Annotated in this window: 21 protein-coding genes and 1 pseudogene; 9 read left to right on the top strand and 13 right to left on the bottom strand. The window is 65.2% G+C overall.

The window, feature by feature from the left end; translation table 11 throughout:
• Window positions 1–62: 62 nt before the first annotated feature.
• From NG698_RS04210 to NG698_RS04200, 3 genes and pseudogenes are all read left to right on the top strand, one after another.
• Complete coding sequence (locus tag NG698_RS04210; protein WP_252608215.1) at window positions 63–716, top strand: TetR/AcrR family transcriptional regulator; 654 nt, start codon at window positions 63–65, stop codon at window positions 714–716.
• 335 nt (window positions 717–1,051) lie between these two features.
• Window positions 1,052–1,168 (top strand): annotated as a pseudogene (locus tag NG698_RS04205) (carbohydrate ABC transporter permease); the annotation flags it as partial.
• 38 nt (window positions 1,169–1,206) lie between these two features.
• Complete coding sequence (locus NG698_RS04200) at window positions 1,207–2,286, top strand: LacI family DNA-binding transcriptional regulator (protein ID WP_083510369.1); 1,080 nt, start codon at window positions 1,207–1,209, stop codon at window positions 2,284–2,286.
• 160 nt (window positions 2,287–2,446) lie between these two features.
• Here the strand turns inward: NG698_RS04200 and NG698_RS04195 are convergent, their stop codons facing one another.
• The 4 genes from NG698_RS04195 to NG698_RS04180 form a co-directional block, all read right to left on the bottom strand.
• Window positions 2,447–3,034 carry an adenylate kinase gene (locus tag NG698_RS04195; protein WP_252608304.1) on the bottom strand — a complete coding sequence of 196 codons (588 nt, stop codon included), beginning with the start codon at window positions 3,032–3,034 and terminating at the stop codon, window positions 2,447–2,449.
• 169 nt (window positions 3,035–3,203) lie between these two features.
• The gene (gene exaC, locus NG698_RS04190) at window positions 3,204–4,727 is read right to left on the bottom strand and encodes an acetaldehyde dehydrogenase ExaC (protein WP_252608213.1); all 1,524 of its coding nucleotides are present in this window, start codon (window positions 4,725–4,727) and stop codon (window positions 3,204–3,206) included.
• 608 nt (window positions 4,728–5,335) lie between these two features.
• Window positions 5,336–5,788, bottom strand: coding sequence for a nucleoside deaminase (locus tag NG698_RS04185; protein WP_252598946.1), 453 nt, complete (start codon window positions 5,786–5,788; stop codon window positions 5,336–5,338).
• 362 nt (window positions 5,789–6,150) lie between these two features.
• Entirely contained in the window at window positions 6,151–6,534 is a 384-nt protein-coding gene (locus NG698_RS04180; RefSeq protein WP_252598947.1) for a MarR family winged helix-turn-helix transcriptional regulator, read from the bottom strand.
• Between the two features lie 84 nt (window positions 6,535–6,618).
• Between NG698_RS04180 and NG698_RS04175 the strand changes: the two genes are divergently transcribed.
• The 3 genes from NG698_RS04175 (at window position 6,619) to NG698_RS04165 (ending at window position 11,500) form a co-directional block, all read left to right on the top strand.
• Window positions 6,619–8,130 carry an MFS transporter gene (locus NG698_RS04175; RefSeq protein WP_252608211.1) on the top strand — a complete coding sequence of 504 codons (1,512 nt, stop codon included), beginning with the start codon at window positions 6,619–6,621 and terminating at the stop codon, window positions 8,128–8,130.
• A 419-nt stretch (window positions 8,131–8,549) separates the two neighbouring features.
• Window positions 8,550–10,193 carry an alkaline phosphatase D family protein gene (locus tag NG698_RS04170; RefSeq protein WP_252608208.1) on the top strand — a complete coding sequence of 548 codons (1,644 nt, stop codon included), beginning with the start codon at window positions 8,550–8,552 and terminating at the stop codon, window positions 10,191–10,193.
• Window positions 10,190–11,500 (top strand): alkaline phosphatase family protein, encoded by a 1,311-nt coding sequence (locus NG698_RS04165; RefSeq protein WP_252608206.1) that lies wholly within the window; start codon window positions 10,190–10,192, stop codon window positions 11,498–11,500. The genes NG698_RS04170 and NG698_RS04165 overlap by 4 nt, the downstream gene beginning before the upstream one ends.
• Window positions 11,501–11,717: 217 nt before the next feature.
• On the opposite strand, the gene NG698_RS04160 is transcribed toward NG698_RS04165, so the two are convergent.
• The 4 genes from NG698_RS04160 to NG698_RS04145 all read right to left on the bottom strand — a co-directional run bounded on the left by NG698_RS04160 (window position 11,718) and on the right by NG698_RS04145 (window position 17,659).
• Complete coding sequence (locus NG698_RS04160; protein ID WP_252608204.1) at window positions 11,718–13,472, bottom strand: thiamine pyrophosphate-dependent enzyme; 1,755 nt, start codon at window positions 13,470–13,472, stop codon at window positions 11,718–11,720.
• Window positions 13,473–13,527: 55 nt separating this feature from the next.
• Window positions 13,528–15,048, bottom strand: a complete 1,521-nt coding sequence (locus NG698_RS04155) for an amino acid permease (RefSeq protein ID WP_252608202.1) — start codon at window positions 15,046–15,048, stop codon at window positions 13,528–13,530.
• 83 nt (window positions 15,049–15,131) lie between these two features.
• Window positions 15,132–16,064 (bottom strand): glutaminase, encoded by a 933-nt coding sequence (locus NG698_RS04150; protein WP_252608200.1) that lies wholly within the window; start codon window positions 16,062–16,064, stop codon window positions 15,132–15,134.
• Window positions 16,061–17,659: a PucR family transcriptional regulator gene (locus NG698_RS04145; protein WP_252608198.1), complete on the bottom strand. Its 1,599-nt coding sequence runs from the start codon at window positions 17,657–17,659 to the stop codon at window positions 16,061–16,063. Before NG698_RS04145 ends, NG698_RS04150 begins: the two co-directional genes overlap by 4 nt.
• A gap of 323 nt (window positions 17,660–17,982) precedes the next feature.
• Here NG698_RS04145 and NG698_RS04140 point away from each other — a divergent pair, with 323 nt between their 5' ends.
• Entirely contained in the window at window positions 17,983–18,981 is a 999-nt protein-coding gene (locus NG698_RS04140; protein ID WP_252608196.1) for an aldo/keto reductase, read from the top strand.
• 190 nt (window positions 18,982–19,171) lie between these two features.
• On the opposite strand, the gene NG698_RS04135 is transcribed toward NG698_RS04140, so the two are convergent.
• Together NG698_RS04135 and NG698_RS04130 are read right to left on the bottom strand one after the other, a co-directional pair.
• On the bottom strand, window positions 19,172–19,915 hold the full coding sequence (locus NG698_RS04135; RefSeq protein ID WP_252608195.1) for a hypothetical protein: 744 nt from the start codon (window positions 19,913–19,915) through the stop codon (window positions 19,172–19,174).
• Between the two features lie 147 nt (window positions 19,916–20,062).
• On the bottom strand, window positions 20,063–20,800 hold the full coding sequence (locus NG698_RS04130) for a LysR substrate-binding domain-containing protein (RefSeq protein WP_252608193.1): 738 nt from the start codon (window positions 20,798–20,800) through the stop codon (window positions 20,063–20,065).
• A gap of 35 nt (window positions 20,801–20,835) precedes the next feature.
• On the opposite strand from NG698_RS04130, the gene NG698_RS04125 reads away from it, so the two are divergent.
• Window positions 20,836–21,663 (top strand): EamA family transporter, encoded by an 828-nt coding sequence (locus tag NG698_RS04125; protein ID WP_252608191.1) that lies wholly within the window; start codon window positions 20,836–20,838, stop codon window positions 21,661–21,663.
• 113 nt (window positions 21,664–21,776) lie between these two features.
• On the opposite strand, the gene NG698_RS04120 is transcribed toward NG698_RS04125, so the two are convergent.
• From NG698_RS04120 to NG698_RS04110, 3 genes are all read right to left on the bottom strand, one after another.
• Complete coding sequence (locus NG698_RS04120) at window positions 21,777–23,123, bottom strand: formimidoylglutamate deiminase (protein ID WP_252608189.1); 1,347 nt, start codon at window positions 23,121–23,123, stop codon at window positions 21,777–21,779.
• Window positions 23,120–24,319, bottom strand: coding sequence for an allantoate amidohydrolase (locus NG698_RS04115; protein ID WP_252608187.1), 1,200 nt, complete (start codon window positions 24,317–24,319; stop codon window positions 23,120–23,122). The genes NG698_RS04120 and NG698_RS04115 overlap by 4 nt, the downstream gene beginning before the upstream one ends.
• A gap of 337 nt (window positions 24,320–24,656) precedes the next feature.
• Window positions 24,657–25,355 carry an IclR family transcriptional regulator gene (locus NG698_RS04110; protein ID WP_252608185.1) on the bottom strand — a complete coding sequence of 233 codons (699 nt, stop codon included), beginning with the start codon at window positions 25,353–25,355 and terminating at the stop codon, window positions 24,657–24,659.
• Window positions 25,356–25,536: 181 nt separating this feature from the next.
• Here NG698_RS04110 and NG698_RS04105 point away from each other — a divergent pair, with 181 nt between their 5' ends.
• Window positions 25,537–26,565 carry an ABC transporter substrate-binding protein gene (locus NG698_RS04105; RefSeq protein ID WP_252608183.1) on the top strand — a complete coding sequence of 343 codons (1,029 nt, stop codon included), beginning with the start codon at window positions 25,537–25,539 and terminating at the stop codon, window positions 26,563–26,565.
• The last annotated feature ends 33 nt before the right edge of the window (window positions 26,566–26,598 follow it).

Here is a 26,598-nt window from a genome sequence, read left to right as displayed (position 1 = left end):
CGGCTGCGAACGGCCGTCCGGTACCTAACCGCTGATAGGGGCGTTAATAAAGGATGAAGACGATGACTTCGGAGGCCACCGCCTCTGGTGCTCCCGTCGGGCTGCGTGAGAAGGCCCGGATCGAGCGCTACCAGAACATCCGCGCCGCAGCAGAACAGCTCTTCAACGAGCGGGGCTACGAGCACACCACCACCAAGGAAGTGGCCGAGCTTGCCGGGGTCGGAGAGGCCACCCTCTTCCGCTACGTCAGTAACAAGCACGAGCTGCTGCTGCTGGTTATCGGCGAGCGCATGGATATGACGCTCCAGGCCATCGAGGACGCGGACAAGGAACTTGCCGCCAATACTTCCACCGCGCGGGACTATGTGGAGCGGCTCTACGCCATCTTCCGTGCACGCGCCCGGTTCTACGCAACCGACCCGGAGAACGTCACGAGCTACCTGCACCACGGCTTCAAGGCCGGAAGCCAGCTTGGGGCCCAAAGCATTTCTCAGGGCGACCGGGTTATCGTTCTGATCGCCGCCATCCTCGACAACGCGAGGGACGCAGGGTACCTGAGCGCCGACGTCGACTCCCTGGTCGTTGCGCAGAATTGCAACGGAACCTACATCCACGAAGTTCTGCGCACCCCGGCGCGCGGATTCCGCCCAGAGGATCTCTGGGAAAAACTCCGCGAGCGCCTTCGCGTTCAGATCGAGCCGCTTTTCCGGTTTTGAAAGATCCAGTGCTAATCAGCTGCATGCTAAATCAGGAGCCACGTGCACCTGAGCGCACACGCCCAACTGTTCGCAAAGACGAAGCCTCCAAGCCCGTTCCCGTGCGCAGCTGCTCCCACATGGAGCAATAGGCGCAGCAGATGGAACTTGGGGCAAGCCCTACCTCTGAACAGAGTTAGGCCGAAGTTACGCAGGTTGAGACCCGATCGTCGCCGACGAGGCAGGCTACTGGGACATCGGGGCGGGTCTTGTTGACGTGAGAGTCCGATTTCTCTTGTCTTCCACCCTCGGCTTGGGGATGGCTCTTCGACCACTGTCCAGTTGGGTACACCCAAAACTGGACGGCCACGTTTGCCGCTGTCTGCATCACCATCACGCCCCTGCTGCTGGTCTTCCTCGTGCTGAACAAAGCCATGATCCAAGGCCTGGAGAGCGGGGGGAGCAAGGGATGACAGCAGGAACAGCCGGATATACTCCTCAAGGAGGGCTCATGAATTCGCAGGAGAATAGTTCGGTCACACCGCTGGGTGCGGCTGCACCCCTCGAACGTCCCGGGCGCCCTCAACCCGTCACGCTCCGGCAGGTAGCCGAGGCCGCGGGCGTTTCGACTGCCACCGTCTCCCTGGTAGTGAACAAGAAAAAGACTGCCCGGATATCCGACGAAACCCGCCAGCGCGTGCGGGACGCCATCCGGGACCTGGGCTATCGGCCGAATGCCATGGCGCAAACCCTGGTCAGCGGGAGTTCGCGGTTCATCGGGCTCGTAGCCGATGCCATTGCCACCACCCCTTTTGCCGGCCAGATCATCCACGGCGCCCAGGATGAAGCCTGGAAGCACGGCTACGCACTTCTCATCGCCAACACCGAAGGCAACCGCGAGCTGGAGACGGACGCGATTGCCATGATGCTCGAATACAAGGTGCGCGGAATCCTCTACTCCACCTGGTTCCACCGGCCCACGGACATCCCGGCCTCCCTTAAAGAGTCGGACTTCGTCCTCGTCAACTGCTTTTCCACAGAACCAGGCTCCCGGGCCGTGGTCCCGGATGAAATACAGGGCGGCCGTTCAGCCACGGAGATCCTGCTGAAACACGGTCACCGCCGGATCGCCTTCATCAACGCCACCATCCCGGCCCCAGCTAAGGACGGACGACTCCAGGGCTACAGGGAAGCGCTGGAAGCGGAAGGCATCCCGTTCGACGCGGGCCTGGTTTTGGAAGCCTACCCAGACCAGGAAGGCGGGTACGGAGCGACCGAGGAACTCCTCAAGCGCGAAGCCACTGCCGTGTACTGCTACAACGACCGAATGGCAATGGGGCTATACGACGGGCTACGCGAGCACGGGCTCTCCATCCCCGAGGACATAGCAGTGGTGGGATTCGATAACCAGGAAGTCATCGCCGCCCACGTCCGGCCCCCACTTTCCACCGTGGCTCTCCCCCACTACGAACTGGGCGCAGCCGGAGTGCGGATGCTGCTGGGCCTTGAAGAAGCACCGGCCGCTGACCCCACAAAAATCCACTGTCCCACCGTGGAACGAAACTCGGTGCGGGCTCTGGCCCCCGCCTAGCCGCACCCAGGAATTGGCCAGTGCCGCCGTCCGCCAGCGAGCGATGACGGCGACGAGCCGTGCGTTCGCCCGTACAGCCAGGTCGAGCCTGTCGGATTCCGGTGGTGGTTTCCGACAGGCTCGATCACCGCTACTCATCAGCGGTGCGGGCGGTTGAGTACTACCGTCCGATTACGGCGGAGACCCTAAGAAGATCTCCGAGCGTGCTCATCACCCTGTCCGTGACCTCGCCGACCCCGCCGATGCCGTCCACCTTCGTCAGGATGCCGCGGCCGGCATACTTGGCCACCACGGCCTCGGTCTGCTCGTGGTACAGGTCCAGCCGGTGCCGGATGACGGCTTCCGTGTCGTCGCTCCGGCCGGTTTCCTTGGCACGGCCCAGCAGGCGCGTGACCAGCTCCTCGTCGTCAGCGGTCAGCTGCAGGACAACGTCGAGCTTCTGGTCACCGTTGGCCAGGATTGAGTCAAGATAGTCCACCTGTGCCGTGGTCCGGGGGTAGCCGTCCAGGAGGAAGCCGGCGTCCACGTCATCCTCGCTGAGGCGCGACCTGACCATTTCGTTGGTGACGCTGTCAGGAACGAAATCCCCGTTGTCCATGTACTTTTTCGCCTCCACGCCCAGCGGTGTCTCGCCCTTGACGTTGGCGCGGAAGATGTCGCCGGTGGAGATCGCCACAACGCCGAGGCGTTCGGAGATCTGTTCCGCCTGCGTTCCCTTGCCCGAACCGGGCGGGCCAATAATCAGCATTCTGGTCATTCAGATGTCCCTTCGTAGTGCCGCTTTTTTGTCGGTGGTGCCCTCAAGCAGGGTACGACGGCGGGAGGTCCCGCCGTCGTCCCGGGCCTTTTGTGCTGCTACCGGTAGTTATGGTGCAGCGGGCGGTCAGGTGCGGGCGTGCCTGACAAGGGTGGTGCTTCTAGAAGAAGCCGAGCTTGTTCTCTGAGTGGCTGACCAGGAGGTTCTTAGTCTGCTGGTAGTGGTCCAGCATCATGGAGTGGTTTTCACGGCCGATGCCTGAGGACTTGTAGCCGCCGAACGCTGCCCCGGCAGGGTAGGCGTGGTAGTTGTTCACCCACACCCGGCCGGCCTGGATCTCGCGGCCGGCACGGTAGGCCACGTTGCCGTTGCGCGACCAGACGCCGGCGCCAAGGCCGTACAGAGTGTCGTTGGCGATGCTGACTGCGTCCTTGTAGTCGCCGAAGCGTGCCACGGAGACTACCGGGCCGAAGATCTCCTCCTGGAAGATCCGCATCCAGTTCTGACCTTCAAAAATGGTCGGCTGGACATAGAAACCGCCAGCCATGTCCCCGTCAAGCTCCGTCCGCGCACCGCCGGCCAGGATTTTGGCGCCCTCTTCGAGTCCGATGTCGATGTAGGAGAGGATCTTCTCCATCTGGCCCACGGAGGCCTGGGCGCCGATCTGGGTGTTGGTGTCCAGCGGGTTGCCCTGGATGATCTGTTCTGTCCTGGCCACGGCATCAGCCATGAAGGAATCGTAGATACCGTCCTGGACGAGGGCACGGGACGGGCTGCTGCAGACTTCGCCCTGGTTGAAGGCGTACAGGGTGAAGCCCTCCAGTGCCTTGTCGTAGAAGGCATCGTTGGTGTCCGCGACGTCGTTGAAGAAGATGTTCGGGCTCTTGCCGCCGAGCTCCAGCGTGACCGGGATCAGGTTTGCGCTGGCGTACTGGCTGATGAGGCGCCCGGTGGAGGTCTCGCCGGTGAACGCGATCTTGCGGATACGGGGGCTGGAGGCCAGCGGCTTACCCACTTCCGCCCCGAAGCCGTTGACGATATTCAGCAGGCCCGCAGGCAGCAGGTCCGCAATGAGTTCCGCCAGGACCAGGATGGAGGCCGGGGTGTTGGAAGCGGGCTTGAGCACCACCGCGTTGCCGGCCGCCAGGGCAGGAGCCATCTTCCAGACGGCCATCAGGATGGGGAAATTCCACGGGATAATCTGACCCACGACGCCGAGGGGTTCGTGGAAGTGGTAGGCCGTGGTGTCGTCGTCGAGCTGGGACAGCCGTCCTTCCTGGGCGCGGATGGCGGAGGCAAAGTAGCGGAAGTGGTCCGCCGCGAGCGGAATGTCCGCATTCAACGTTTCGCGGATCGGCTTGCCGTTGTCCCACGATTCGGCGACGGCGAGCATCTCAAGGTTCGCGTCGATCCGGTCGGCGATCTTGTTCAGCACGGCGGCGCGCTCGGTGGCCGAAGCCTTGCCCCACGCCGGTGCGGCCTTGTGCGCGGCATCGAGTGCGAGCTCAACGTCCGCGGCGGCGCCGCGGGCCACCTCGGTGAATTGCTTTCCGTTCACCGGGGAAACGTTCTCGATGTATCGGCCGGTCGTTGGAGCCACCCATTCTCCGCCGATCCAGTTCTCATAGCGGTCCTTGAACTGGACCTTGGATCCTGATTGGCCGGGCTGTACATAAACAGTCATGGTCACTCCTCTGGAAAACAGACGTCTTCGTCCTGGCCCCCATGCTAGAACTTCAAAGGTTGCGACCAGGCTGCGAAGGGTACTGCCAGCTACCGACCTCGGACCGGACGCGTCGTCCCCGTCACTTGACTCGGCGGCCGCGACAACCTTGGCCCGTTCCCTACGGAAAGGCCCGCCAGGGACCTCCGGCGCAGGGCGAGATATCAGGCGTTTCTGCGCTTTTCGCCCTTATGTACATTCCTGCGCATATCCGCGCGGACCTTGCACATTTCCTCTTCGAGGGCGGAGCGCCTTCTACTGGCCCGCCCGAAAACGTCCAGCAGGGGCAGCTCAAGGAACATGTCCGGCGTCGGGACGCCCACCAGCACCACGCGGCCGCGAGGTCGCTTGCATAGAGCGTGTTCATCAAACGCCTGATCACCGTCGCCACCTCCGGTGTCAGGGAGCCCCTGGGGATGAAAGCAGCAGTGCGCGGACTGACACCCGCCTTAGACTTCTCAAATATCAGGCCCACGGACAAGCGCGCGTGCGACGCAGGCTGACATGTCGGTCCTGCCACGCGTGCTGATGGCTGTTATGGCGTAACTTGGCGATGTGCAGCGAGGTCCTTACTCGGCGATGTCCTCCGCCCATAGTTCAGGGTGTTCGTCCTGGAAGGTGCGCATCATCTCGACGCATCGGGCATCATTCAACACCACCACTTCGACGCCGCGTGAGCGGAGAAGTTCGAATTCGCCGGGGAACGTCTCGGCCTCGCCCACCACCACGCGCGGAATCTTGAATTGGATGATAGTCCCGGCACACATGGCACACGGCGCCAGGGTGGTGTAGAGGGTTGTGTCCCGGTAGCTCTTCTGGCGTCCGGCAGCCCGCAGAGCAGACATCTCGCCGTGGGCGATTGGATCGCCATGCTGGACACGCTTGTTGTGGCCGCTGGCAATGACCACCCCGCCTCTGGCCAAGGCAGCACCGATCGGGATGCCGCCCTCTCGGAGGCTCTTTTGTGCAGCCTCGTAGGCAGCCTCGAAGACCGGGTCTGTGGTTCGTTCAGTTTCAGACATGGGTGCAGTCTAAATCGCGCGCGTCGAAGAATTGTTGCTGACCGCTGACATAGGCGGTCAGCGGGCAAACGTCCCGCGAAAGCATGCGGAATCGGATGGTGGACCACGTGGAGCGACGTGAGTACCCTGGGTCAACTATCCATCCTTGCCGTGGAGGCAGCCCAGGAAGGCATCGAGGCAACCGCCGACGACGTCACCTCCAAGCTCCGCAGCCTCCGTCCCGTTCGCAGCTAACCCACGGCCCCGAACTCTCCCTACTTCGCGTGCGGGCCGGCGTCGTACGGCTACAGCGTGTTCACCAGAATCGCAGTCAGTGGGGCCCGGATGAAGAAGATCCCGGCCAGGACGGCAAGGGCTGACGGTTAGTCGTTGCCCAGGTTTTCCCTGAGCAGGGCGCGGTGTTCGATGGCGGCTTCCCGGTGGAGCGCGCGGCCGGCGTCGGTGAGTTCCAGGAACAGCGAGCGCCGGTCATCTTCGCAGGACTGGCGGGAAATGAGTCCGGCTTTGTCGAGCCGGTCCACCACCTTGGACATGGCGCTCTGAGTCATGGGCGTGCGCTCACCGAGTTGCTTCATGCGGCATGCCGCATCGGTACTTTCGGCCACGAGGTCCAGGATTTCAAACTCCGTCAGGCCGATGCTGAACTTCGATTCCAGCGCACGGTCGATCGCGGCCGCGGTGCGGAAGTAGGTGCTCTGGATGCCGCGCCATTGATCAACCAGCTGGCGGTCCTGCGGTGTTGCCATGCAGCGATTCTAGTTCATGACGAATTAAAAGTCCACGTCATAATATTCCTTGTCATTCAATGACGTGTCATATAAGTTGTAGCCATGACTTCAACTTCCACCCTTGAAAGATCAGCCGGAGGCCGGCTTACAGCTGTGCGCTGGACCCGCGCACAATGGATGCTCCTCCTGGTCCTGTGCACCGTCCTGGCACTCGACGCACTGGACGTATCAATGGTCGGCGTGGCCCTGCCCTCGATCGGCACCGAACTTCATCTCGGAACCGAATCCCTCCAGTGGATCGTCTCCGCCTACGTACTCGGCTACGGAAGCCTGCTCCTGCTGGGCGGTCGCATGGCGGACCTGCTCGGCCGGCGGCGCATCTTCCTGATTGCGCTCAGCGTTTTCGCCGCAGCATCCCTGCTCGGCGGGCTGGTGGATGACCCGGCCCTGCTGATCGCGACCCGCTTCGTCAAGGGCCTGGCCGCCGCATTCACGGCTCCCGCCGCCTTCTCGATCATCACCACCAACTTCGCTGAAGGGCGCGAACGCAACCGTGCCCTATCCATCTTCACCACGTTCGGCGCCAGCGGATTCTCCCTCGGCCTGGTGGTAGGCGGCCTCATGACCGCCCTGAGCTGGCGCTGGACCTTCCTGGTCTCCGTTCCGGTGGCAGTCGCCGTTGTGATCCTTGGCCTGAGGTACATCCCCCGGGACGGAGCCGCAGGCAAGGCCGCAGACGGGGAACCAGAGAGCGGGCATGACGTCTGGGGCGCCATCACGCTCGCGGGCGGCATGCTGGGGCTGGTGTACACACTGGTTTCGGCGCCGGGGAACGGCTGGGGATCTGTGGCAACTATCGCCGGATTCGTGGCTTCCACCGCAGTCCTGGCAGCGTTCGCCGTGATCGAAAACCGCGTCAAACACCCCCTGATCCGGTTCAGCATCCTCAAGGAAGGCTGGGTTGCCCGGGCAAACCTCAGCGCGGTGGGGCTGTTCGGTTCCTACCTGAGTTTCCAGTTCATCCTGACGCTCTACCTGCAGTCCGTGCTGGGATGGAGCCCCCTTGGCATGGCCCTGGCGCTGCTCCCGACCGGCCTGCTGGTTGCCTCGAGCGCACCCTTCGCGGACCGGCTCATCGAGAGATTCGGCGCCCCGCGGCTGATCCTGACGGGACTGGCGTCGTTGACGCTTGGCTACGTCCTGTTCCTTCGCGTAGGGACCTCGCCCAATTATGTGACCGACATTCTGCCGTCCGTCCTGCTGCTGGGCGTCGGTTTCGCGCTGGCCTTCCCGTCCATCAACGTCCAGGCCACCACTGGCATCCGGGATGCCGAGCAAGGCCTGGCCGCAGGCCTGATCCAGACGAGCACCCAGGTCGGCGCCGCCCTGGTGCTGGCCGTCACCACGGCAATGGTGAGCGGTCACGGCAATGCGCCCGAGGCAGGTGCCGCCGTCGATGCGGCCGCGATGCTGGAACAGTACCGGCCGGGCCTGATCCTGAGCGCCGCGGTGGCCGTGGCTGCCCTCCTGATCGCCGCGACGCCCAGTCTATCGCGGGGCCCGAGGCAAGAGCCGGGAGCGGAAAGCGACGGGCGTCCATTGGATCCACAATGAGCCTTGAGGAACTGTGAGCAGCTGAGACGGACCCAAACGGAACCCCCTGAATCGGAGCTCAGCTGGCCTCAGCTCACAACTGTCCAGCAGCCCATCGACCAGATTGCCGAAGCAGCGCTCTCTGCCAACCATTCCGACGGCAAGGTCCAACTCCTCCCCGCAGAGCTCATCATTCGCCGGTCCTGCGGCTGCGCCAGTGGATTGATGACCCTGGGCCAGTGACCGGGCCGGCACGGCGGGCCTCGTCAATCCACTGCGGATGCCAACCAGCGAGGGGATGTGGGCGGAGAACCTCTCGCTTCCCTAGTGCTGGATAAGCCAGGATATGGACTGCGCCACGGAAAACACTGGGTGAACGTCTGGCTAACCAGGTCAAAAAGCCGCCCCTTGACCCTTTGAGCGTGCGGATACTGGAAGGCATGACTAACTTTACTCGTCGTCAAGTTCTGCGCTCAGCAGGGGTCGCTGCCGTGGCTGGGGCCATGGTCTCCGGCACCGCAGCAAGTGGCTTTTCCGCCTCCCATGGTGGCGTCTTCTGCCACGGGGTCGCCTCGGGAGACCCGATGGCGGACAGCGTGCTGCTTTGGACCCGCGTGACACCAGCGCCCGCAGCGCTGCCAGGCACCGGGCTGGGCCCGGATGTGTCCGTCGGCTGGGAAATCGCTGCGGACGCTGGCTTCAAGAAGATCGTGGCCAGGGGTACTGCCGCCACCGGCGCGGCCCGGGACCATACGGTCAAGGTCATCGCCGGCCGGCTGGCCGCCGCCACCAACTACTGGTACCGCTTCACGCTGGGACAGTCCGTATCGCCGGCGGGCCGTACCCGCACCGCCCCCGCGGCGGGTGCGGTCGTGGACCGGCTGAAGTTCGGCGTCGTGTCGTGCGCCAACTGGCAGGCGGGCTATTTTTCGTCCTACCGGCATCTCGCCGCCCGCGGCGACCTCGACGCCGTGCTTCACCTCGGCGACTACCTCTACGAATACGGGCCCGGCGAATACCAGGCGCGCGACGTCGTCGTCCGCCCCCACGAACCCGCCCACGAAATGACACAGCTCGAGCACTATCGGCGCCGTCACGCCCAGTACAAAACCGACCCTGACCTGCAAGCCCTGCACGCCGCCGCCCCGTTCATCGTGACCTGGGATGATCATGAATCGGCCAACGACGCCTGGAAGGGCGGCGCCGAAAACCACACCGAGGGCGCCGAAGGCGCGTGGAGCGAGCGCGTCGCCGCCGCGCAGAAGGCTTACACCGAATGGATGCCCGTGCGCTATGAGCCGGGGGGCCAACTGTACCGACGCCTGGACTTCGGCTCCCTCGCCAGCCTGTCCATGCTGGACCTGCGCTCCTACCGTGACCAGCAGGCCGCCAACGGTGCGGATCCCTCTATCAGCAGCCCCGCCCGCACTATCACCGGCGCCGCTCAGATGGACTGGCTGCTGGGCAACCTCAAGTCCACGGGCCCGCAATGGAAGCTTGTGGGCAATCCCGTCATGATTGCGCCCGTCCGCGTTCCCTCGACCCTGAACACCGCAGAACTGGCCGGTGTCCAAAAGCTGATGGGCGGCACGAGCATCAGCGGCGTGCCTTATAACGTGGACCAATGGGACGGCTACGAGGCGGACCGCAACCGCGTGGTCCGCCACCTGCGGGATAACGCCGTCAAGGACACCGTGTTCCTCACCGGCGACATCCACTCCGGCTGGGCATGCGACATCCCCGCCGACCCGGCCAGCTACCCGGCCACCGGCGATTCCGTTGCCGCGGAACTGGTCTGCACCTCCGTCACGAGCGACAACCTCGACGACATCCTGAACGTTCCGCCCCGGACCGGATCCGTCGGCGTCGAGAACGCCATCAAGGCGGCCAACCCGCATGTGAAGTACCTGGACTTCGACTCGCACGGCTACTCCGTCCTCGACGTGACCGCCGCCGGCGTTCGGATGGACTGGTACGTCCTCGCCGAACGCACCTCCGCCAACTCAGGCTCCACACTGTCCACGTCATTCAACGTCCAAGCCAACTCCGGCAAAGTCACCCCGACGCAGGGAGGACTCCAATGAGCCGTTCACCGCAGCAGGGCACGCCCGCCAGCAGCAGACTTTCGACGCCGGGACGCCGGCAGTTCCTGCAAATCGCCGCCGCCGGCGGGGCCGCCGTCGTCCTTTCGGCGGCACCGGGCACCGCCTGGGCTGCCCCCGCCGCTGGACGGACCCGAAGCTACGTGCTGGTGGTGGACGGCTGCCGGCCGGACGAAATCACGCCCGCGCTGACGCCGAGGCTGGCTGCACTGCGCGATGCAGGCACAAATTTCCCGGCGGCACGCTCCCTGCCGGTGATGGAGACCATCCCCAACCACGTCATGATGATGACGGGTGTCCGCCCGGACCGCTCGGGCGTGCCGGCCAACTCCATCTTCGACCGGACCGACGGCGTTGTCCGCAACCTCGACCGGCCCACGGACCTGCACTTCCCGACTCTCCTGGAGCGGCTGCAGGAGCTCGGCCTCACCACCGGCTCCGTGCTTAGCAAGAAGTACCTTTACGGCATCTTCGGTGCCCGCGCCAGCTATCGGTGGGAACCCCAGCCAGTGCTTCCCGTAACCGGCCACGCGCCCGACGCCGCCACCATGGACGCCCTGCTGGCGATGGTGAACGGGCCGGACCCGGACTTTGTGTTCACCAATCTGGGCGACATCGACCGCGTGGGCCACTCAGACCTTTCCGGAACCACGCTGCGGGCGGCGCGTGAGGCTGCCCTGGCGGAAACAGACCTGCAGGTGGGGCGCTTCATCGACCACCTCAAGAACGCCGGCAAATGGGACTCCAGCGTAGTGGTGGTCCTCGCCGACCATTCCATGGACTGGTCCATCCCCAGCAACCTCATCTCGATCAACCTCATCCTCCAGTCCCGTCCGGAGCTGCAGTCGAACATCACGATTGCCCAGAACGGCGGCGCGGACCTGCTCTACTGGACCGGCCCCGAACCGGACCGCATGGCCGGACTGGCCGCCGTCGAACAGCTGGTCAGAGCCCATGAGGGCGTGCTCTCGGTCAACAAGCCGGCGGACCTGCGGCTGGGCGACGAGGCCGGAGACCTGGTGGCATACTGCCGGGCGGGCTGGCGCTTCTCCGATCCGTACGTCGCATCCAACCCGATCCCTGGCAACCACGGTCACCCCGCCACAGAGCCCATTCCCTTCTTCGTATCAGGCGGCAGCCCGCTGGTAGTGAAAGGATCGGTGTCCTCCAAGGCTGCCCGGACCGTCGACGTCGCGCCCACCGTTGGCAGCATCTACGGACTCAAGGCCCCTGCGGGAGGCTACGACGGCACGGGCCGGGTCTCTGCCCTGACGAAACCGCGCAACTGAGGACGCGCTGTTAGGCTCTGCTGCCTGGTTGGTGGTTCCCATGCGCGGTCTCGCCGTAGCCCATGGGAAATTTCCGGCTCCGCGTCCAGCAGATGCCGGGCTAGTTGAGACTGTGCACAGCCGGGGCGGGTGAGCAGATGCCTGACTTCGGGCAAGGCGTAAGGATCGTACTGAGCAGTCCCGCCGTCGTCCGCTGTTCTGTGAGGATTACTGGGGCTCAGTAGGCCTTAACGCGCTGTTCCACGATGAGATGGATGAGGGCGAAGACACCGTCCTCGTCGATGGCCGCCAAGGCGGCCTCCAGTGCGGCCGGAACGTCACAGTCCTCGGTGACAGTGATCCCGAAACCGCCGAAGGCCCGGGCCATCAGGCCGAAGTCCGGATTCTTCAGCTGGGTTCCGGAGACGCGCGAGGGATAGTGACGCTCCTGGTGGGTGCGGATGGTGCCGTATTCCTGGTTGTCCATAACGATCACCAGCGGCGTGGCCCCGTACTGGGCCGCGGTTGCCAGTTCCTGGCCGTTCATGAGGAACTCGCCGTCCCCGGCGATGGTGACCACTCGGCGTCTGGGTTCGGCCAGCGAAGCGGCGATGGCCGAGGGGACGGAGTAGCCCATGGAGCCGTTGCGGGCGCTGATCATGGAGGCGTAGCGGCGGGTGGGGAAGTAGCGGTGGGCCCAGTTGGTGTGCTCCCCCGCGCCGAACGTCACCAGTGAATCCTCGGGCAGCTTTGGCACCAGGTTCGCCATCAAAGTGTCCATCCTCGCCTGCCCCGCTGCCGGCGCCGCCGGCGGTAGCGCGGCGAACCGCTCCTGCTCGCCCCGCATCTGGTCCGTCCACGCTTTCCACTCTTCCTTCACCGGCAGGTCGATCCCCACAAGGTCGCGGACAAAGGCCTCGGGCTTGGCCAGAATCTGCCGTGAAACGGGCCCCGACCGGCCACGGAGTGAGGGGTCGGCTGTGACCAGGAAGTTCTTTTTGTTCCAGTCCTGCCGGCAGACGAACCCGTCCGTAATCACGTCGCCCGGCACTGTCCCCACAAACACCAGCAGGTCGGTTTCCTCCAGGAGGTCGTAGGTGGGGCGGGGCCGGCCGTAGCCAATGGGGCCCACGTAGGACGAGGAATCGAAGGACACCGTTCCCTGCGTCCGCCATTCAGCTGCTGCCGGAATATGGTGCCGTTCCAGCCACCCCGTCAGCTGGTCCGCCGCTGCCTGCGTCCAGTCGTTGCCGCCGGTGACAAAAAGCGGCTTGCTGGACTCTGCCAGCGCAGCCTCCAGGGCGGCGGCGTCGGAGCTGCTCATGCCCCCGGCCGCCACCGGAATGGCGGGATGCAGCGCCGGGTCAATCTGCTGCCGGATGATGTCCTCCGGCAGGCCCACCACCACAGGGCCAGGCCGCCCGCTCATGGCCGCAAACATCGCCTCGGCCACGATCTCGGACGCCCGCTCCGCGTGGTCAAGGACCATGACGCGCTTCGCGCCCGTACCGAACCAGGCCTTGATGTCGAACTCCTGAAACGCCTCCCGGTCCCGGTGCGCGAACGGGATCAGGCCGACGAACAGCAGCATGGGGGTGGAGTCCTGCCATGCGGTGTGCAGCCCCACATGCGCGTTGGCCGCGCCGGGCCCCCGGGTCACCATCGCTATGCCCGGGCGCTGGTGCATCTTGCCGTCGGCCTCGGCCATGTAGGCGGCGCCGCCCTCGTGCCGGCAGACGATTGTTTCAATATCCGAGTTGTGCAGGCCGTCCAGGACGTCCAGGAAGCTCTCGCCGGGAACCACATAGGTGCGCTCCACACCATGGGCCACCAGCGAATCAACAATCAGGTGCCCGGCTGATTTCAGTGCCTGGCCGGCGCCGGCGTGGGGCTCCTCCGAATGGCGTGCCTGCCGGGAGCCTTGCTCGGAATTCCCGACGGCGGCGGGCAGGGTGTGGGATGCGGTCAGGGTTGCTTCGGTTTCCGTTGTCATGGGCTTTCTTTGGCTGTTTGGACTGGTTTGGCGTTCGTAGTGGATGGTGCGGGGTTTATCTGAAGGTCTCCGCGGGCGGGTTGGCGATGACGGGGGCGGTGCCTGTGAAGCCTTCGCGGGTTTCGGCGATTTCACGGATTCGTTGGCGGCAGGCGTACCAGCCGGCCACCATGAGTGCGGAGGCGATGGCGGTGACGAGCATGGTGAGGGGTGAGTCGATGAACACCATCACCAGCACGCCCGCGAGGAAGAGCAGTGAGAGGTAGCCGGTGTACGGGGCGCCGAACATCCGGAAGGAGGGGCGTTTGAGCCAGCCTTTGTTCGCCCAGCGTTGGAGCTGGATCTGGCAGAGCACAATGGTTGCCCAGGTCATGACGATGCCGACGGAGGCGACGTTCAGCACGATTTCGAAGGCCTGTGCGGGTACGAGGTAGTTCAGCGGGACGCCGAGGAGGGAGACGCCGGCGGTGATGGCGATGCCGCCGTAGGGGACGCCGGCTTTGTTCATGCGGCCCGCGAATTTCGGGGCGGAGCCGTTCACGGACATGGACCGGAGTATGCGGCCGGTGGAGTATAGGCCGGCGTTGAGGGAGGAGAGCGCGGCGGTGAGGACGACGAGGTTCATGATGACGTCCACGCCCTGGATGCCGATGGAGCCGAAGAATGTCACGAACGGGCTGACGCCCTTTTCGTAGGAGGTGTAGGGCAGCAGGAGGGCGAGGAGGATGACGGAGCCGACGTAGAAGACCGCGATCCGGAAGACCACGGAGTTGATGGCTTTGGGCATGATCTTTTCGGGGTTTTCGGTCTCGCCGGCGGCGGTGCCGACGAGTTCAATGGAGGCGTAGGCGAACAGGACGCCCTGCATGAGGATGATCATGGGGAGCAGGCCGTTGGGGAAGACGCCGCCGTTGTCCGAGAGGAGGCTCAGGCCCACGGGCTGGCCGTCGACGGGGGTGCCGAAGATGACGAAGTAGGTGCCCACCACGAGGAAGACCACCAGTGCGGCGACCTTGATCAGGGCGAACCAGAATTCCATCTCGCCGAACACCTTTACGGAGACGAGGTTCAGGCAGAGCACCACCAGCAGGGCGATGAGGGCCCAGGCCCACTGCGGTACTTCGGCCATCCAGGGGATGTAGTTGCCGAAGAAGTTCATGTAGAGTGCGGCGGCGGTGATGTCCACGATGGTGGTGGTGGCCCAGTTGATCCAGTAGAACCAGCCGGAGACGAACGCGGCTTTCTCGCCGAAGAATTCGCGGGCGTAGGAGACGAACGAGCCCGACGACGGGCGGTGCAGGACCAGTTCGCCCAGCGCCCGCAGGATAAGGAACGCGAAGAAGCCGCAGACGGCGTAGGCGATGACCAGTGACGGGCCGGCGGCGTTGAGGCGGCCGCCGGCGCCGAGGAACAGGCCGGTGCCGATCGCGCCGCCGATGGCGATCATCTGGATCTGCCGCGGCTTGAGGTTCTTGTGGTACCCCTTATCCTCGGCATGCAGCGCCGATTCAGAGGCGTGAGCGTGGCCGCCGTCGGCCTGTTGCAGTACAACCTCGTCATTGGGGTTGATGGGCATGGTTGATCCTTTCGATACGGAGAAGATCCTGCTGGGTTGGGAAGAAGCTGTGGGGGTGTGCACCCGGCGGGTTAGAAAGCAGGTTAGAAAACGGACCAGCCGGTGCGTTCGGAAAGGTCGGCGAGAGCCGCGGTGCCGGCCAGGGAGTTTCCTTTGGCGTCCAGCCGAGGGCTCCAGACGCAAATGGCGCAAACACCTGGAACGATGACTAGGATCCCGCCGCCCACACCGCTTTTTCCGGGAAGGCCCACGCGGTAGGCGAACTCGCCAGCAGCGTCATACATCCCGCATGTCAGCATGATGGAGCCGATGCGTTTCGCGTCGCTGGGGGACACCACTGTTCCGAGCGCTCCCTGGCCGTCGCGGGCGAGGAAGAGTCCGGCTTTGGCGAGTTCAACGCAGGTCATCATGATGGAGCATTGGCGGACGTAGTTTTCCACCACTGATTCCGCGGCCTGCCTCAGGTTGCCGAAGCCCTTCAGGAAATGCGCCAACGCCAGGTTGCGGCTGCTGCTGGAAAGCTCGCTGGCTGCCGCGGCCTCATCGATGAAGGGCCCTGCGCTGCCCGCCTGGTCGGTGAGGAACCGCAACACCTGGGTGGCGGCGTCGGACGTTTCTTCCATCAGGTGATCGGTGACCACCAGGGCACCGGCGTTGATGAAAGGGTTCCGCGGGATGCCGTGCTCCAGTTCCAGCTGAACCAGGGAGTTAAACGAGGTGCCGGACGGTTCGCGCAGCACGCGGGACCACAGGGTTCCTGAGCTGTCGCCTCGAAGCGCCATTGCCAGTGTGAACACCTTGGAGATGCTCTGGACGGAAAAGGGGACGTCGGCATCGCCGGAACGGAACACCCCACCGGAAGTGGTGGCGACGGCGATCCCGAACCTGTCGAAGGGTACCGCTGCCAGGAGGGGGATGTTGGCCGGGACAGAACCGGTTTCCCGCTGTGGCCTGTGTCCGCGGACGATGTCGTCCAGTATTGCGTCCAACGGCGGTGCTTCGAGTGCTGTGGTCATTTCCTGCCCAATTGTTCTGTGTGTGTGCTGGCCCATTCCTGGATATGGAGCAGGGCCACCAGCGAGTCCCGGGGGTTGCCGAAGCTCAGGCCGGTCGCCCGGGATGCCTTGCTGATCCGGTAGTAGACGGTGTTCTTGTGCAGCCCCATCCTGCTGGCGCACTCGGCGACATCGAGTGAGGCTTCGAAGTATGCGTGCAGGGTCTCCGCGAGTTCGGCGTCCTGCCGCAGTAGCGCGGAAAGGCTGCGGTGGCGGAATGTGGAGGACGTGAAATTCTGAACCGCCTCGCGGAAGAGGATCTCTCCCTCGAAGTCGTCCACGGTGGCAACAGATGTGTCCGGAGACGTGCCTACGCAACCCAACAGGGCCTCGGTGATCCGGGTGGTTGTGTGCAGGGACAGCAGGTCCGGGACTACCGGGCCCACGGCTGCGAACGGGCTGATGCCGAGGTGCTTGCCGGCATCCCGGACGATGGACTCGGCCAGGCTCCGCAGTCCGGGCTCCGCGGAGGTTGACTGCAGGCCAGGGACAATGACGGCAGTGTCGCCCTTGAACTGGCCTACGACGGCGGACGCCTTGTAGGCGGCCGCGTGGATGGACGCCAGATTGGCGAGTTCGCCGTGCTTCAGTGCTGCGTCGTCGGCTTGGGCTTCGGAATCGGGCATTCCTATCAGGATCAGTGCGGCCGGGCGCTCAGCGGAGATCTTCTCGCTGTAAGCACTGGCAGCGGCTTCCGCCGAACCTGAAAGGATCCGCACAATGCGGTCCTCGCGCATGTGCACGGACTGCTGGTTGCGGTGTCGGATCAGCTCGGCGGAGGCCCGTGCAGCAGATCCTTTCAGCACATAGTCAACGTCGGGGCCGAAGCCGTCCCCGGTTTCCTGCAGCCAGATGTAGCCCATGATCCGGTCCCCGGCGAACAGTGTGACGGCCACCCGTTCCCGCAGCCCGTCCTGGGGCCGGGCCGGTACCCGCACCGGCAGCCGGGTCCTGTGCAGTTCACGGTAGGCGCCCAGGTCCTTCAGCAGCAGCTCGTATTTACGCGGACCACGCCGGGCCAGGATGGAGGCCTTGCGCAGCTCGTCGATGTCGTTCGAAACGGTGGAGTATGCCAGGACCTTGTTGGCGGCGTCTTCGATGACCACGTGGCTGGATGTGAGCCTGGCCGTGGTCTGGGCGATGGCAAACAGGTCCTCTTCCAGCAGCGTCAGCACTTCGCTCTGGTAGCTGCGCGGCTGGATGCGGTCCTTGGCAATGGACAGTAGCCGGTCCCAGTCAGCCCCCGGATCCACCAGGAGCAGGCCCGTGCCGGCATCGCGGAGCAGTTCTTCGGCTTCGGCGAGCTCTTCACATCTTCCCTTGACGGCGACCACCGGCGGAGGGTTCTTCAGGAGCCGCCGCAGCGTGGGCAAAGCCGAGCGGCCGCGGACGCCGATCAGCAGGACAAAGGCTGCGCCGCCGTCGTACGTTTCATCATCCGCATCCACGATCAGGAACCGTTCGATCGCAGAGCTGGCCGGGGCAGGCCGGAGGATGAGGCTGGCGAAACCCAGGGGGAGGTCCGAGAGAATATCGTCCACCGTAACCGCTGCCATGGGCTTCCTTCTGCGTCGATCTGGCCGGACGGCTCTGTCCGGTCACTTCATGCTATCGAGGCAGGCTCCCCCAAAATATGGAATGGAACCCAAATGCAGTGGCAGCTTTTCGGTTTGCGGACCAAGTTTCCACGGTTCATGGCCCTGTATGGCCTTCCAAACCCGAAGTGGCTGTCAGCGCGCACAGGCCCCGGCCATGTGGAAGGGTGGTACTGACAGGCCCTCCCGCCGGTCTCGAAGTGCCGTTAGCGTTGTTGGAACGGGCAACTCCACTTCTCAGAAAGTGCGACCCGCCCCTCCCTTCGACCCCAGGAGCATGACATATGGACAAGCGCACCCTCGGCACCAGCGGCCTGGAGGTCTCCGCCATCGGGCTGGGCTGCATGAGCATGAGCGGCGGCTACAGCGACCGGCCCGACCGGCAGGAAATGATCGCGCTGATCCGCGCGGCCGTGGACCGCGGCGTCACCTTCTTTGATACGGCAGAGATCTACGGCCCCCACGCCAACGAGGAACTCGTCGGCCAGGCCCTCGCCCCACACCGGGATGAGGTGGTGATTGCCACCAAGTTCGGCTGGGACATCGACCCTACGCAACGCAAGGCGAGCGGGAGGGTCACCAGCCGTCCCGACGTCATCAAGCACGTGGTGGACGGGTCGCTCCAGCGGCTCGGCGTTGACGCCATCGACCTGTACTACCAGCACCGGGTGGACCCCGATGTCCGTATCGAGGACGTGGCGGGCGCCGTCAAGGAACTGATCGACGCCGGCAAGGTCAAGTATTTCGGCATGTCCGAGGCCGCCGCCGGCACGATCCGCCGGGCCCACGCCATCCAGCCCGTGACCGCCGTCCAGAGCGAATACTCGCTGTGGTGGCGGCGCCCCGAAGAGGACGTCCTGGCCGCCTGCGAGGAACTGGGCATCGGATTTGTGCCTTTCAGCCCGCTGGGCAAGGGCTTCCTCACCGGGACGATCGACACCTCAACCAGCTTCGAGGCCGGCAACGACATCCGCGCCACCATCCCCCGCTTCACCCCCGCGGCCAGGGAGAACAACCGTGCCGTGGTGGACCTGCTGGCCGGGATCGCGGAGCGCAAGGGCGCCACTCCGGCCCAGATTGCGTTGGCCTGGCTGCTGGCGCAGAAACCGTGGATCGTCCCGATCCCCGGCACCCGGAAGCTGCACCGGCTGGACGAGAACCTCGGCGCCGCCAACGTAACCCTGTCCGCGGACGAACTCGCTGACATCGAGGACGCGGCCGCCAAAATCCAGGTTCAGGGTGGCCGTTACAACGAAGCCGGGGAACGGATGACCAACCTCTGACGTGGCAGCCCCAGCTGCAGGCCCCCTGGTTGGAAGCCCCCACGCGAGTTGAACTCAAGCGCGGGGACTTCCAGGGCTTCGGTGGGGGGACCGAAACCGAGATCAATCTACCGAATCCGTGCGGGCGCAAAGGTCGAAATTGGCCTGCCGGCACAAATCTTGTGTGAACCTTGAGCCAGCCCGCAGGCGCCTAATCCGCTGGCCGCAATGAGGTGATCATCCGCTTGATGTCCTGGTACTCCGGGGTCGCCGCGTACTTCTTGGCCTGCTCCAGGTACGGCAGAGACTCGGCCCCCGGCGTCACGTTGTTCTCGGGGTTGTAGAACGCGCCGAACATGGCAGCGGTGGGCGGCCACGTGAAGAAGTGGAAGATGGCGCAGGCCGAGTCGCCCGTGGGCGCCGCCCACGCGATGCCGTAGGCCGCGGCCGGCGTGTTGGCCGGACCCGGCGCAGCATCGTTGCCGCGGGTCTCAAAAACAAACCAGGGCGCCGGGCCGCCCTGCGCCAGCAGCGGCAATTCTTCAGACTCCAGCACCTCGTACGGGAACCGCTCCAGGCACGTGGACCCGGTGGCCATGTTGGTCCGGAGCGTCGCGAGCGGCTTACCGGCCTGGTTGGTCACCTCGGCGAAGGCACCGCCGCCCTCCGGCAGTTCGCCGGCCGGGTCCCGGACGCTCCACGCGGCCGGGTGTTCGAACGTCAGTTGGCCGTCCGCTGTCGTGTAGTTTGACCAAGCGGCCGACGCCGGCGCGGCGCCGGTGGCGCTCGGCGAGACTGTCGCCGTCGGCACGGCAGTGGTGGTTCCGGTGGCCGCGGACGTGACGGTGGGGCTGGGACTCGCCGTCGGGCCTGGCTGCGGGCCGCACCCCGCCAGCATCAGCGCCATCAGAATAGCTGTGGGAATTACCGCGGCTGACGCGGCGGGACTGCGCATCACACCCTCCTTTGGGTCCGAGTTTGGTCCTTAAATTGTGGTGCTGCCGGGCGCATTAGGATCCAGCAGCGGCCCGATTGGCGCCGAACCGTTGCGGGGATAACGAACGGATCCCGCAACGCCCGGGGCAGGAAGCAAACGCGCGGCTCAGGAATAGAGGGCCGCGAGCAGCTCGACGACGCCCTGCGTCCCCGCAGGCGGGTCGGACTTGGACCAGGCGACGTAAACGGGGACTGGGGCGGCGTCGCGCACGTGCCGGTAGACAACTCCTTTGCGCCGGTACTGGTGCGCCGTTGATTCCGCAGTGATGCCCCGCGCCTTGCCGCTGCCGATCACCGTCAGCCAATCGTCGACGTCGTCCGTGGCGATAGTGCGCTGCGGCTGCTGACCTTCCGGCCACAGGTCCAGCCTGGTACTTCCGGTGCGCCGGTCCAGTGCAATCGGTTTGGCCGCGGCTTCTGCAAGGGTGATGCTTCGCTTGCCGGCAAGGGCGTCATCCGCTGCCATGGCGCAGAAGCGGCTCTCCAGCCCGATGAGCACAAGGCTGGTGGCCGCCGTGTCGGGGACCCGCCGCAGGATGGCGAAGTCGCTGGTTCCTTCCGCCAGTCCCGCCGTTGGGGTGTTGGTCCGGATGAGGCGCAGCTCCGTGTTGGGAAACGCGTCCGCCCACCTGCGCTGGAACTCCGTGGTGTGCCTGCCCAGGGCGGACCAGGCGTAGCCGATCCTTACCGTGCCGCCGCCGTCGGCCGCCTCCTGCTGGATGGCCTCCAGAATCGAGAGAACACGGCGCGCATGCCGGACGGTCCGGTCGCCGGCGGCCGTGAACTCAATGCTCCTGGTGGTGCGGTGCATGAGCTCGACGCATAAGAGAGCCCGTCTATGCATTTTGGAGGAACCTGCTGCGGCCCCACACTCCAAGGATGGACAACACATTAACTGCCGGCCGAGGCCGGGCTGGCGCCATCCTCGTGGCGAGCGCGCTCTCAAACCAGCTGGGTGCGGCCAGCGGTTCACTGGCCTTCCCCGCAATCGGCCCGGTGGGCGTCGTCGCGGCGCGGCAGTTCATTGCCGCGGCGGTGCTGCTCCCCCTTGTCCGGCCACGCGTCTTCTCCTTCACCCGCCACCAGTGGTGGCCCATTCTTCTGCTGGCACTGGTGTTCGGGACGATGAACCTCTCCCTGTACGCGGCCGTGGAGCGCATCGGGCTGGGCCTCGCGGTCACGCTCGAATTCCTGGGTCCGCTGGCCCTCGCCCTGATCGGTTCACGGACCAAGGCGAGCGCCGCCTGTGCCCTCCTTGCCGCGGCCGGGGTTGTGGCCATCACTCAGCCGGAGGCGTCCACGGACTACGCGGGCATCGGCATGGGACTGGTCGCCGCGTGCAGCTGGGCCGCCTACATTCTCCTGAACAGGACGGTGGGCAAGCGGATCCCGGGCATCCAGGGGACGGCTGCCGCAACCGGCGTGTCGGCCGCTCTCTTCCTCCCCGTGGGGCTGGTGACGTTCATCAACCACCAGCCGGACACCTTCACCATCCTCTGCGCAGCAGGCGCCGGCGTACTGGCGTCCGTGGTCCCGTACGTCGCGGACGTGATCACCCTGCGCCGTATCCCCACCAGCCTGTTCGGGGTCCTGATGAGCATCAACCCCGTCTTCGCGGCATTGGTCGGGGCCCTGGCCCTGGGTGAAGCCCTGGGCATGGTGCAGTGGGCCGGCATTTTCCTGATCGCAGCGGCCAACGCTGCCTGACCGCCGGGGCCGGTCGGCGCCCACCGGTGCCCGGGATGCCGGCGGCAAACGGAACCCCCACGTTGTGACCAGAGCCCCTGCACCATTAGAGGAGAACAGCTAAAAGTCCCTGGTCAGGAGAAGTTCTTCAGGGCTGCCGTCAGCAGGTTCCCCGCCGCTCCCAGGCGGTGATGCACGCCGTCGGACGCCACCAATTCCCCGTTGATGACCACGGACGTGACGTCGGCGGCGGTGGCGCTCAACGGGAGCTGCTGCGGTTTCGATCCCGCGGTCCGTGCCGAGCCGGCGGCCACAGCCACCAGATCGCAGACAGCACCAACCCTCAAGGCCTCCGGTGCCACCGGCGTGGCCATGGAGCGGACTGCCCCCTGCGTGGCGGCGTGGAGCAGCTCCTCCGGCGAGAACCGGCCGCGCTCCCCGGAGTCCAGGCGTTCCCCGTACTCCAGGGCCCGCATCTCGATCCATGGGTCGATCACGGCATGCTGGTCAGTCCCCAGCGCGATGGAGGCGCCGGCGTCGGCCAGCACCCGGGCGGGGCCGATGCCGTCGGCCAGGTCCGCCTCGGTGGTGGGACACATGACAGCTGTTGCCCCGGCGTTTCCGAGCAAGTCGATGTCCTCAGCCGTCAAGTGGGTGCAGTGGACTGCCGACAGGCGCGCGCTGAGCAGGCCGTGCCGGGCCAGGAGTCCGGTGGGCGTGAGCCCATGCGCTGCCAGGCACGCCGCGTTCTCGGCGGGCTGCTCGCTCAGGTGGATGTGAAGCGGCAGGTCGTGCGGCAGCTGTTCGGCCACCACGGCCAGGTCCGCCTCCGGTACCCCGCGGACGGAGTGCAGCGCCGCCCCCACACTGACCATGTCCGGCGGGAAGGTCCCTGCGATGTGGGTCCGAAGGGAAGCCAGCCGGTCAAGCCATGCGTGCACGTCCCGGTCCCCGAACCGTGCCTGTTCAGGGCTCAGCGGCATGCCAATGCCGCCGGCCAGGTACAGGGTGTCCAGGAGCGTCAGCCGGATCCCGGCGGCAGCAGCAGCCCTGGCCAAGGCAAGCTCCATGGCATGCGGTTCCGCGTACGGCTTGCCGCCGGGCTGGTGGTGAACGTAATGGAACTCGGCCACGCTGCTGAAGCCGGCCACCACCATCTCCGTGAAGACCGCTGTCGCGAGCTGCTCGTAGGCTTCGGGCGTCAACTCGGCTGCGCTGCGGTACATGTGCTCCCGCCAGACCCAGAAGTCGCCGCGGTTGTGGTGCGTGCGGCCGCGCAGGATCCGGTGGAACGCGTGCGAGTGGGCGTTGGCCGCGGCGGAGAAAACTACGCCGGGCAGGAGATGCGCGCCGGGCGAGGCGTCAACGGAGGGGGTGATGCGGGTGACCCGGCCGTCCTCGGCCTCGATCTCCACCCGTTCAGCAACTGTGGGACCGGCACCGACGTCGACCATCGCCTGCTCGCACCAGTACCGCTTCACAGCAGGCCTGCCAGGACGTCGGCTAGGGCGGCAGCCCCCGCGCCGGCGTCCTCGTCCGTGACGTGCTCCTCCGGCGAGTGCGAAATTCCGCTGGGGTTCCGGACGAACAGCATGGCGGACGGCACAAACCCGGCCAGCACACCGGCGTCGTGACCTGCCCCGGTGGCTAGCAGGGGCGCGTCCGGCAGCATCCCGCTGATGCTTCGGGTCAGGTCCGGATCAAAATGCACCGTCCCGCTGTAGGACTCCTCGGTCAGGGTCACGGTGCAGCCTTCCTCCGCTGACACCCGCTGGGCCCTCCCATGGATGGCTTCGATCAGCCGGGCCGTGACGGCGTCCTCCGGGTGGCGCGCATCCAGCCACATATCCACCCGGGAGGCGATGACGTTGGTGCCGCCCGGCACCGGGATCAGGCGCCCCACCGTGGCGCGCGCATCGGGTTGGCGGGCGGCGGCCTGCCGGATGGCCACGATGATCTGGGCGGCCGCCACCATCGGATCCGCCCGGTCCGCCATCGGGGTGGTCCCGGCGTGGTTGCCCTGGCCGCTGATGCTCAGCTTCCAGCGCCCGTGGCCCAGTATGGAACTGCCGACGGCGATGGCCGGGCCGCCCGCGCCGAGGCCCTTGCCCTGTTCCACATGCAGTTCAACGAAGTCGCCGATCCGTGCCAGCGCCTGCGGATCCGGCCCGATGTGGCGCGGGTCCAGGCCATTGGCGCGGGCGACGTCGGCGAACGTGTTGCCGTCGCCGTCGCGCAGGTTCCGCGCTTTGTCGACGTCGATGGCTCCGGTCAGGAGGCGGGATCCGAGGCAGGCAACTCCAAAGCGGGAACCCTCCTCTTCCGGGAAGGCGGTAATGGCCAGGGAGCGGCGCGGCTGGACGCCCCGGGCCTTGAGGAGATCGACGGCGGCCAGCGCGGACGCGACCCCCAGGGGACCGTCGAAGGCCCCGCCGCCGGGGACGGAGTCGAGGTGGCTGCCGGTAATCAGGGCACCATCCTGGGGCTTGCCCCACCACGCCCAGATGATGCCGTTCCGGTCGGTCTCGACGTCCAGGCCACGCTGCGCTGCCTGCTCGATGAACCAGGACCTCAGGTCGAGTTCCGCCGTCGAGTAGACAGCCCGGGAATAGCCTCCGCGGACCGCATCGCGCCCCACGTCCTTGATGGAATCGAGGAGTTGGTTGACGGTTTCCACATGAACCTCCGATTGGTACGAACTGCCACCAAGTAAAATCCACTTTCCACTCAATGGCAAGGCCTGGGGACAGATCACGTCCCCCTTTTGCATGTTCAGGCGTTCCAGCCCGGGAGGCGCTGTTCCGTCAGCAGCCGTGGATGGACTCCATCAAGCAGTCGTAGACGGCGGGCCTGCGCTGACCCGTTCCCCTTCTTGTGTCGCAGGTAGCGGCGCCGATTCGCTAATTCCCACCATCAGCCGGAATGGATTAGCATCTGTAGCGGAAAATCCCGTTCAGACTCCTGGCAGTCGGCAACAGGCCGCGGATGCCGGGTGAAGTGGACTGCGAGTAGGGCTAAGAAGCTTGCGGTGAGGCCAGGACGGCTGCCCCGCTGCGGGGTGTCGCAAAGAGCCTTGTGGCCTCGCCGGCGATCAGGGCGCCCAGCTTCTGAGCAGCCTCCGCAGTGGTCCGATAGCTGGGCGCCACAATGCTGAGGGCTGCAGCGACTTTTGAGCCCACCATGACCGGTGCTGCAACGGCAGTCACATCCGCCTCCACGCCGTCGGCAACAACGGTAAACGTTCCGGGCTCCACTTGCCCCAGTAAGACCGCACCAGCTGCGCTTCCTTGAAGTGGGAACGTCCTGCCAACCCAGTTGATATGGCGCACGGTGTGAGTTCCCTCCTCGATCGCCAGATACAACCCGTGCACGTTGTTTCCTACCGGGACGCTTAAGTATGCGGATTCGCCTGTCTGCTCGACGAGGACCTGCAGCGCAGAGCGGCTCGTGGCTACGAGGGATTCATGGCTCAGTGCCTGGACCCCGAGCTGGACCATCCGGAATCCGGGGCGGTAAAGGCCGTCCTCAGTTTTCGCCGCGAAACCGTTGGCTTCAAGGGTGCGAAGGAGGCGCAGTGCTGTGCTGGCGGACAGGTCGACAGCCTTGGCGGCGTCGACGAGCTTTACGCCATCGTTTTCACACACGGCGCGCAACAACCCCAGCGCTCGGTCCGCGGCCCGGGTCGTAGGGTCCTGGGTCGGGCGAACTGTCATGGTTCCTCATTCGTGCAGTAAGGGCGGGACGGCGCAACTCTGAAACTCACATTTCACTCTACGGCAGTTTAGTGCGCAAGAACCATTGACTCCATCCCGCAGCACGGGGTAGTTTCATGTGATGGCAGTTACATTTTACTGTTCGAAATTATCTGAGTCCGGAACCTCCTGGAGAATCCCCATGTCAGCAAAATCCCTTCCCGTATCCGCTCCCAGCCGGCGGGCTGTTGTCACAGCGGCATCGGCAGTACTTGCCGGAATGCTTACCTTGACCGGGTGCGGTGCGGGCAGCCCGTCCTCGTCCGGAACAGCCGCAACGCCCCAGGGTGACAAGGCAGGCGGCAACCTGGAAAAGGTAAGTGTTGGTTTGATTCCAATCACCGACGTCGCCCCCGTTTACCTGGGCGTGCAGGAGGGATACTTCGAAGAGGAGGGCTTGGAGCTTGACGTCCAGCTGGCGCAGGGCGGCGCGGCCATCGTCCCTGCAGTGATGACCGCGGACTACCAGTTCGGATACTCAAACGTCGTCTCGCTGCTGGTTGCCCAGGACAAGGGTCTCCCTATAACAGTGGTGTCCAACGGCTCCACGTCAACAAACGAGCCCGGGAGCGACACGACAGAGGTGGCAGCCATGCCGGACAGCGGCATCGGGAACGCAGCCGACCTGGTGGGCAAAACCGTTGCAGTCAATGCCCTGAACAACTTCGCCGACATCACCATCCGCAACTCCATCGAACAGGCAGGCGGGGACCCCAAGGGCGTGAAATTCGTGGAGATGCCGTACCCGAACATGCCGGCCGCCCTCGAACGCGGAGATGTGGATGCAGCGTGGACAACCGAGCCCTTCCGCACCCAGATCCTTCAAGCAGGCGGAAAAATAGTTGCCAGCCCCATGACGGACATGGCCGAAAACTTTGACTCGGCCTTCTATTTCACGTCTAAGCAGACCCTGGAAAAGAACCCCGAACTCGTGGAGCGCTTCCGCCGGGCCCTGGAGAAGTCGTTTGATTTCGCCATGAAGAACGAGGACAAAGTCCGCACCATCATCCAGGACTACGCCAAAGTCACACCGGAACTCGCCGAAAGTATCGTGATGTCCAAGTGGTACAAGGATGTCAACATGGACGCCCTCACGAAGCTGGGCACTGCCGCTAAGAAGTATGACGTCCTGAAGAAGGACCCGGACTACGACGCACTGATCGCCAAGTAGCCCGACAAAAACCTCATGTCAGTTCCTGCACCC

The organism is Pseudarthrobacter raffinosi (genome assembly GCF_023913735.1).
GTDB lineage: Bacteria > Actinomycetota > Actinomycetes > Actinomycetales > Micrococcaceae > Arthrobacter > Arthrobacter raffinosi.
This window is presented reverse-complemented; position numbering and strand designations above follow the sequence as displayed.

Coding starts and splice junctions, on each gene's coding strand:
- NG698_RS04210 (WP_252608215.1), top strand. CDS start 63: ATGACTTCGGAGGCCACCGCCTCTGGTGCTCCCGTCGGGCTGCGTGAG.
- NG698_RS04200 (WP_083510369.1), top strand. CDS start 1,207: ATGAATTCGCAGGAGAATAGTTCGGTCACACCGCTGGGTGCGGCTGCA.
- NG698_RS04195 (WP_252608304.1), bottom strand. CDS start 3,034: ATGCTGATTATTGGCCCGCCCGGTTCGGGCAAGGGAACGCAGGCGGAA.
- exaC (WP_252608213.1), bottom strand. CDS start 4,727: ATGACTGTTTATGTACAGCCCGGCCAATCAGGATCCAAGGTCCAGTTC.
- NG698_RS04185 (WP_252598946.1), bottom strand. CDS start 5,788: ATGTCTGAAACTGAACGAACCACAGACCCGGTCTTCGAGGCTGCCTAC.
- NG698_RS04180 (WP_252598947.1), bottom strand. CDS start 6,534: ATGGCAACACCGCAGGACCGCCAGCTGGTTGATCAATGGCGCGGCATC.
- NG698_RS04175 (WP_252608211.1), top strand. CDS start 6,619: ATGACTTCAACTTCCACCCTTGAAAGATCAGCCGGAGGCCGGCTTACA.
- NG698_RS04170 (WP_252608208.1), top strand. CDS start 8,550: ATGACTAACTTTACTCGTCGTCAAGTTCTGCGCTCAGCAGGGGTCGCT.
- NG698_RS04165 (WP_252608206.1), top strand. CDS start 10,190: ATGAGCCGTTCACCGCAGCAGGGCACGCCCGCCAGCAGCAGACTTTCG.
- NG698_RS04160 (WP_252608204.1), bottom strand. CDS start 13,472: ATGACAACGGAAACCGAAGCAACCCTGACCGCATCCCACACCCTGCCC.
- NG698_RS04155 (WP_252608202.1), bottom strand. CDS start 15,048: ATGCCCATCAACCCCAATGACGAGGTTGTACTGCAACAGGCCGACGGC.
- NG698_RS04150 (WP_252608200.1), bottom strand. CDS start 16,064: ATGACCACAGCACTCGAAGCACCGCCGTTGGACGCAATACTGGACGAC.
- NG698_RS04145 (WP_252608198.1), bottom strand. CDS start 17,659: ATGGCAGCGGTTACGGTGGACGATATTCTCTCGGACCTCCCCCTGGGT.
- NG698_RS04140 (WP_252608196.1), top strand. CDS start 17,983: ATGGACAAGCGCACCCTCGGCACCAGCGGCCTGGAGGTCTCCGCCATC.
- NG698_RS04135 (WP_252608195.1), bottom strand. CDS start 19,915: ATGCGCAGTCCCGCCGCGTCAGCCGCGGTAATTCCCACAGCTATTCTG.
- NG698_RS04130 (WP_252608193.1), bottom strand. CDS start 20,800: ATGCATAGACGGGCTCTCTTATGCGTCGAGCTCATGCACCGCACCACC.
- NG698_RS04125 (WP_252608191.1), top strand. CDS start 20,836: ATGGACAACACATTAACTGCCGGCCGAGGCCGGGCTGGCGCCATCCTC.
- NG698_RS04110 (WP_252608185.1), bottom strand. CDS start 25,355: ATGACAGTTCGCCCGACCCAGGACCCTACGACCCGGGCCGCGGACCGA.
- NG698_RS04105 (WP_252608183.1), top strand. CDS start 25,537: ATGTCAGCAAAATCCCTTCCCGTATCCGCTCCCAGCCGGCGGGCTGTT.